Source organism: Methanosphaera sp. A6 (genome assembly GCF_001729395.1).
Taxonomy (GTDB): domain Archaea; phylum Methanobacteriota; class Methanobacteria; order Methanobacteriales; family Methanobacteriaceae; genus Methanosphaera; species Methanosphaera stadtmanae.
In genome coordinates this window covers 1-6,550 of the sequence record NZ_MAIF01000086.1, presented here as the reverse complement: position 1 = coordinate 6,550, position 6,550 = coordinate 1, and the positions used below count along the sequence as shown (strand labels likewise).

Below are 6,550 nucleotides of genomic sequence, written 5' to 3'. Positions count from 1 at the left end.
CTTGGAGATACAAAGTACTTACCAGCATCAAAAACATACACATTTGATGTAACAGAAGTAAATCCCTTAAAAACAGTAGATACAATATTTACATTACCACAAGTAAATAATAATGATAGTTTATATAATATAAGTACCAACATTAAAGCTTAAAAAAAGAGTTTTAATTTATTCTCTTTTTCTTTTTTTTATTTAGTAAATATTAAGAATTATTTTATTCAAATAATAGATTATAGACTAATTAATTGGTTTGATATAATATGACATTATTTAGTAAAATAAATTTAAAACAATTTGAAACCTTAAACTATATTGTGAATAACACAGATATTGCTCATATAACCTGTATAATAAAGTGTATAATTCAATCAGATAAATTAGAAACACCATATTATATGGATACAGAAATTTCATTATCACACTGTGTTGAAAATGAGGAAAAGGGGATTGTTCATGCAATGGATGTATTTAAACATCATAGAATGTATAATCTTAATGAGAAAACATATATTAAATTACAAAAAAGTATGATAGACACATTTTCTAATGAACATGAAAAAACATTAGAAACAGATTTCTCTAAGAATAAACAAATAATAGAAATAAGAACAATGAATGCATCAAAACTAAAGAAAATACTAGAAAAATATGAAACATTCTTTAAACAAGTAGATGCATTAATTTAAAATTATTTTTTTATTAAAAAAAATAAAAGAGATATTTATATGAAATTAGTTCTAAATAATCCTGAATATAATGTTAAAGTATTAACAACAATTCAAAATGAATTACAGAAATGTGAAGAATTTTATATTGCAGTAGCATTCATTACAGAAAGTGGAATTACACCACTACTACAAAATCTTAAGGAATTAGAACAAAAAAATGTTAAAGGTAAGATCTTAACAACAGATTATCTAGCATTTAGTCAACCGAAGGCTTTAAAAAGATTAAATAATTTAAGTAATATTGAAGTTAGACTATATCAAGTAACTGATAGTTATGGATTTCATCCAAAAGGATATATTTTTAAAAATACCAATTACTATAACATTCTAATAGGTAGTTCTAATCTAACACAGAAGGCATTAACTGTTAATATGGAATGGAATATATTAACAGAGTATAGGGAAAATAATGAAATAGTATCTGATTTATCAAATTCATTTATAAAATATTGGAATAAATCAAGAAATATAGATGAATGTATTGATGAATATGAAGCATATTATAATGAGAGTAATAAACATACATATTATCCTAAAAAAGAAATTAAAGATGAATTTAAACCTAATTCTATGCAAAAACAATTCATAGATAACTTTTTAGAAACTATAAAAACACATACAAGAGGATTACTTATAAGTGCAACAGGTACTGGTAAAACATATGCCTCAGCATTTGCACTAAGAGAAATTAATCCTAGAAAAATATTATTCTTAGTACATAGGGAACAAATAGCTAAACAAGCAATGAACTCATATAAGAATGTCTTTAAAAATAGAAGTTATGGACTTTTCACAGGTACTTCTAAGGATTATGATGCAGACTTTATATTCAGTACCATACAGACTATGAGTCAAGAAAAGTATTATTCTAGATATGAAAAAGATGAATTTGACATAATTGTTATTGATGAAGTTCATCATGCAGGAGCACCAAGTTACCAGGAAATTATGAATTATTTTACTCCAAAATTCTATTTAGGCATGACTGGTTCTCCAGATCGTAGTGATGAATTTGATATCTATGATCTTTTTGATCATAATATTATATATGAAATTAGATTAAAAAAGGCTTTAGAAGAAAATATACTTTGTGATTTTCATTATTTTGGAATAAATAATCCTGTGGATGATAATTATTTATCAGAAGGATATGTTGATGAAATTATTGAAAATATTGAATATTATGGTTTTAATGGAAATAGAGTAAAGGGATTAGTTTTTTGTAATAACGTGGATAATGCTAAAGTTTTATCAGATATGTTTAATATGCGTGGATATAACACTATAAGTCTTAGTGGAAATAATACTCAGGATGAACGTGAAGATGCTATTAATAGACTTGTTAGTGATGATATAGATAATACTCTTGATTATATATTCACTGTTGATATTTTTAATGAGGGTGTTGATATTATTGAAATTAATCAAATTGTAATGTTAAGACCTACACAATCAAGTATAGTATTTATCCAACAGTTGGGTCGTGGTCTTAGAAAACATTCAAATAAGGAGTATGTTGTTGTTCTTGATTTTATTGGAAATTTTGATACTAACTACATGATTCCCATTGCCCTATCTGATGATAGAACATACAATAAAGATACTATTCGTAAATTCATGTTTGATTCTAATAATCTACTTCCTGGAGCTTCAACAATTAGCTTTGATAGAATTTCAAAGGAAAAGATTTATCATTCAATTGATAATGCAACTATTAACAGTATTTCCTTTCTAAGAAATAAGTATATGAATTTTAAAAAGAAGATTGGTAGAATTCCATTATTAATTGATTTTTATAATTATGATGAACTTGATGCAATGTTTATTATTAAATATATGAAGGAAAAACTACCCTCAAAAAAGAAGGCATATCCAGTTTTATTATCTAAACTAGATAAGAGTTTTAATAATAGTTTATGTGAAGATGAAATTCTATATTTAGAATTTCTATCACTAAAAATAGCTAATGGTAAACGTCCACATGAATTAATTATATTAAGGGAATTAATTGAAAATAGACAAATTAGTATATATGATGTTAATAATATCTTAGAAAATAACTACTCCTTAACAGACAATGCTCTTAGTATAAAAAGTGCTATTAAAATTCTTAGTGTATCCTATTATAAGAAGATGGAACGTACAAAGTATTCTAGGGTAAAACTTTTAGAAGTTAATAATAACATATTATTTATTCATGAAAACTTTAGAAAATTACTAGAAAATGAAATATTTAAGAAATTTATTTATGATATTATTGATATTGGATTTAAAGAATATGATTTAAAATATAGAAACCCTAGTTGTACTCCATTTAAGTTGTATGAAAAATATTCAAGAGAAGATGTGTCTCGTCTTTTAAATTGGCCAGAAAATGAGTCAACAACGATTTTTGGTTATAGAACTGTGGCAGATTTTAAGGGAAATTTATCATGTCCCATGTTTGTAACATATAATAAAAATGAGGATATTTCACAATCCATACAATATGAGGATAAATTCATTGATAATACGACTATGTATTGGATGAGTAAACATAATAAGACTTTAGAATCTGAGGATGTTAAAACAATTATTAATTATAGGGATAATAATCTTAAAATGTATTTATTTATTAAAAAAAGTGATTCTGAAGATGAACAATACTTCTATTATGTTGGAGAAGTTATACCTAAAGAGTATATTCCAACATGTGATAAACTAGGTAATGATATTGTACGTTTTACTCTTAAATTAAATACATCTCTACGTGATGATATTTATGAGTATTTAGTAAATTAAAAAATAAAATAGGTGTGTTTAGTATATTTAATCATATACTTCTATACATTCACCTTTACATTTATCAGCTGCTTCTTGGTATTTGGTTGGATCATCTACTTCTATTTCTTCCATTCCATCGTCTCTTTCTGAACCTATCATTGTTGCTTTATCATCTGAATCAAATGTAAATAGTGAATCATCTACTTCCACACAATTTCCACAACTTGTACATTCATCTCTATCTAATACTATTTCTACCATATTCTCAAATCTCCTATTTATTTTAAAAAAACATAAATTGTATTTTATAGTTTATATTTTTTTTAATATTAAATCTTTGTTACTTATATATTAACATGGATTAAGTAATGTTTTATATTTTGTTTAATTTTTTTAGGAAAAAAGTAGATATTATATATAAAACAATATTTTTATTTAATTTTTTTAAAGTATTTTTAAGAAAAAGTAAAGTATTTTTGAAAAAAATGTTGTGCTATAAAATCTAAATAAATTTTTTCAATTAAATTTAAATTTTATAAAGGGTATTTAAATACTTAGAACAATAAAACTTGGAAGTAGACAAAGGTGAAATAGAACATGTACTTCTTTGTAGAATTATATGTATCTATTATTTCTTTACTCAACATAAAAAATATGGAGAAAATCAAAATGACTGATATGAAAAAAATAATGGCTGAAATCGTTGGTACATTTATTCTTGTATTCTTTGGTACAGCATCAGTTGTATTAACATTATTTATCAATGATGGACAGACATTCCCAAGTATATATAATATTGGAATTACACTGCCTGATTGGATTGGAATTGGTTTAGCATTTGGTCTTGCATTAGTAGTTGCAATACATGCACTAGGTCCTATATCAGGGGCACATTTTAACCCTGCAGTAACTATAGGATTATGGGCAGGTAAAAAATTCCCAGGAAAAGATGTAATACCTTATGTAATTGCACAATTTATAGGAGCAATCATAGCTTCTGCTGCATTACTTGCAATTTCCGGTCCAAAAGCATCCACCATTGGAGCTTTAGGAGGAGTTGGACCATTTGGAGATATTTCAATAATAGGAATGTTCATTGTAGAATTCCTTGGTACAGCACTATTGATGTATGTAATTATGGCTACAGCTGTAGATAAAAATGCACCATCTATTGATGCAGCTTTAGATATAGGTTTAGTATTAGCAGGTATTGTTATTGCATTAGGTAACTTCACAGGTTGTGGAATTAACCCAGCTCGTGCATTCTCACCAATGCTTTTCAACTTCTTTGTAAGTGGAGCAAACGCATTTATATACTATCCTATTTACTTCATTGCACCTATTGTAGGAGCAATTGTAGCAGTATACTTATATGACTACTTCCATAAAGAAATAGGATACTAATATTATAGAAATTGTAATAATACAATTTTCTTTTATTACAATTTTTTTATTAAACTAACTTTTTTTAAATTAATTTAACTTATTATCATTATACTATAATACTAATATCTTATGAATACAAATACATATAATCCTTAAACAACAGTAAAACTGAAATAGTATAACTGAATAAATAAAACGACAGTACTTTGACCATTTACTTAATTTATTCTTTTGATAATTAATCACCAACACTTTAGATTGAGTAAGTTAAACTCTAAATACATATATGATAAATTATATATTTTTATTAAAAGAATTATAAAAAATATTTAAGGGATATGGATGTTAACAGAGAAAAATATTAAAAAATATGCAAGTACTGTTTTATTAAATACTGTGGATAATCTATTTGATAATAAAGAAACATTAATTAATAATTTTTATAAGGATTTTGTTGAATCAAATAAGAGAAACAAAAAACTAAAAAGTAATATAAAAGATAATGAAGTAGTAGATGAATATTTACTTGAAGAATTGGAAAAATCTTTCACACAGAATGATATTGGTCGTGTTTTACAAAAAGAAATGGTAAAAGCAAATGATAATGCAATTGCTGATTTAGCAAATGTATTAGATGAAAAACTACTTCCTGTTAGTAGAGACCTTAAAAATGTATTCAATGATGATGTAAAATACAATCAATTTAGAAAATATGTTACTGAAAACTTAGTAGTTTCAAATTTAAATCTTAATACTTCAACAATTAAAGCTCTTAAAACCATGAATATATCTGGTATTCAAGCTGCACAAATTATTCAACTAATAAGTCAAGTGGATAATTAAAAAAAAAAGTTTAAAGAATCAGACAATTATATCTGATTCATCTATATATTTTGTAACTTCTGTAATTAAGTCATTAAATTCTCGTGATGTTCTATTTCTAGGTCTTGGTAAATCATTCTTAATAATTTTCTTAATAGATCCTGGTCTTGTTGAAAATACAACTATTTCATCTGCAAGATATATTGCTTCATCAACATCATGTGTTACAAATATGATTGTTCTATTTTTAGACATCCAATTATCAACTAATTGGGTTTGTAATTTTCTTTTTGTTAGTACATCCAATGCACTAAATGGTTCATCCATAAGTAGTGTTTTAGAATCATTAATTATTGATCTAATTATTGCAACACGTTGTTTCATACCCCCAGATAATTCATGAGGATATCTATTTGCATAATCTTTTAGTCCTACAGCATCAAGATATTCGAGTGCTCGTTTTGTATTTTCTTCCTTTGGTTTTCCAGCAATCTTTAATCCAAATGTTACATTATCCATAACTGTAAGCCATGGAAATAATGAATAATCCTGGAATATAAATCCTCTATCTTTTGAAGGTTGCTCTACTACTTTATCATCATCTGTAATTGTTCCTTCAGTAGGTTTTTCAAATCCTTCTATTAATCTTAGTAGTGTTGTTTTTCCACAACCTGATGGTCCAACAAAACAGACAAATTTACCAGTTTCTATTGTTAAATTAATGTCTTTTAATGCATAGTTTTCCTTATTTTCAGAAGTAAATTTTTTTGATATATTTTTTATTTCAAATGTCAACTTCATTCACCCTACCAAAATATTTTTTCTTGTATTTTTGTAAAAATATAATCAAA

Annotated in this window: 6 protein-coding genes; 4 read left to right on the top strand and 2 right to left on the bottom strand. The window is 25.4% G+C overall.

Annotated elements, in window-relative coordinates; all coding sequences use genetic code 11:
- The first annotated feature begins 260 nt into the window (after positions 1–260).
- Positions 261–686 carry a hypothetical protein gene (locus A9758_RS02890; RefSeq protein WP_011406359.1) on the top strand — a complete coding sequence of 142 codons (426 nt, stop codon included), beginning with the start codon at positions 261–263 and terminating at the stop codon, positions 684–686.
- A gap of 39 nt (positions 687–725) precedes the next feature.
- On the top strand, positions 726–3,509 hold the full coding sequence (locus tag A9758_RS02885) for a DUF3427 domain-containing protein (protein ID WP_011406360.1): 2,784 nt from the start codon (positions 726–728) through the stop codon (positions 3,507–3,509).
- A 27-nt stretch (positions 3,510–3,536) separates the two neighbouring features.
- Here A9758_RS02885 and A9758_RS02880 read toward each other — a convergent pair whose 3' ends face one another.
- The gene (locus A9758_RS02880; protein WP_011406361.1) at positions 3,537–3,752 is read right to left on the bottom strand and encodes a ferredoxin; all 216 of its coding nucleotides are present in this window, start codon (positions 3,750–3,752) and stop codon (positions 3,537–3,539) included.
- Positions 3,753–4,160: 408 nt separating this feature from the next.
- Between A9758_RS02880 and A9758_RS02875 the strand changes: the two genes are divergently transcribed.
- Both A9758_RS02875 and A9758_RS02870 read left to right on the top strand, forming a co-directional pair.
- Positions 4,161–4,895 (top strand): MIP/aquaporin family protein, encoded by a 735-nt coding sequence (locus A9758_RS02875; RefSeq protein WP_011406585.1) that lies wholly within the window; start codon positions 4,161–4,163, stop codon positions 4,893–4,895.
- Positions 4,896–5,219: 324 nt separating this feature from the next.
- Complete coding sequence (locus A9758_RS02870) at positions 5,220–5,720, top strand: hypothetical protein (RefSeq protein ID WP_011406586.1); 501 nt, start codon at positions 5,220–5,222, stop codon at positions 5,718–5,720.
- 18 nt (positions 5,721–5,738) lie between these two features.
- On the opposite strand, the gene A9758_RS02865 is transcribed toward A9758_RS02870, so the two are convergent.
- Positions 5,739–6,494 (bottom strand): ABC transporter ATP-binding protein, encoded by a 756-nt coding sequence (locus A9758_RS02865; RefSeq protein ID WP_143740861.1) that lies wholly within the window; start codon positions 6,492–6,494, stop codon positions 5,739–5,741.
- Positions 6,495–6,550 lie beyond the last annotated feature (56 nt).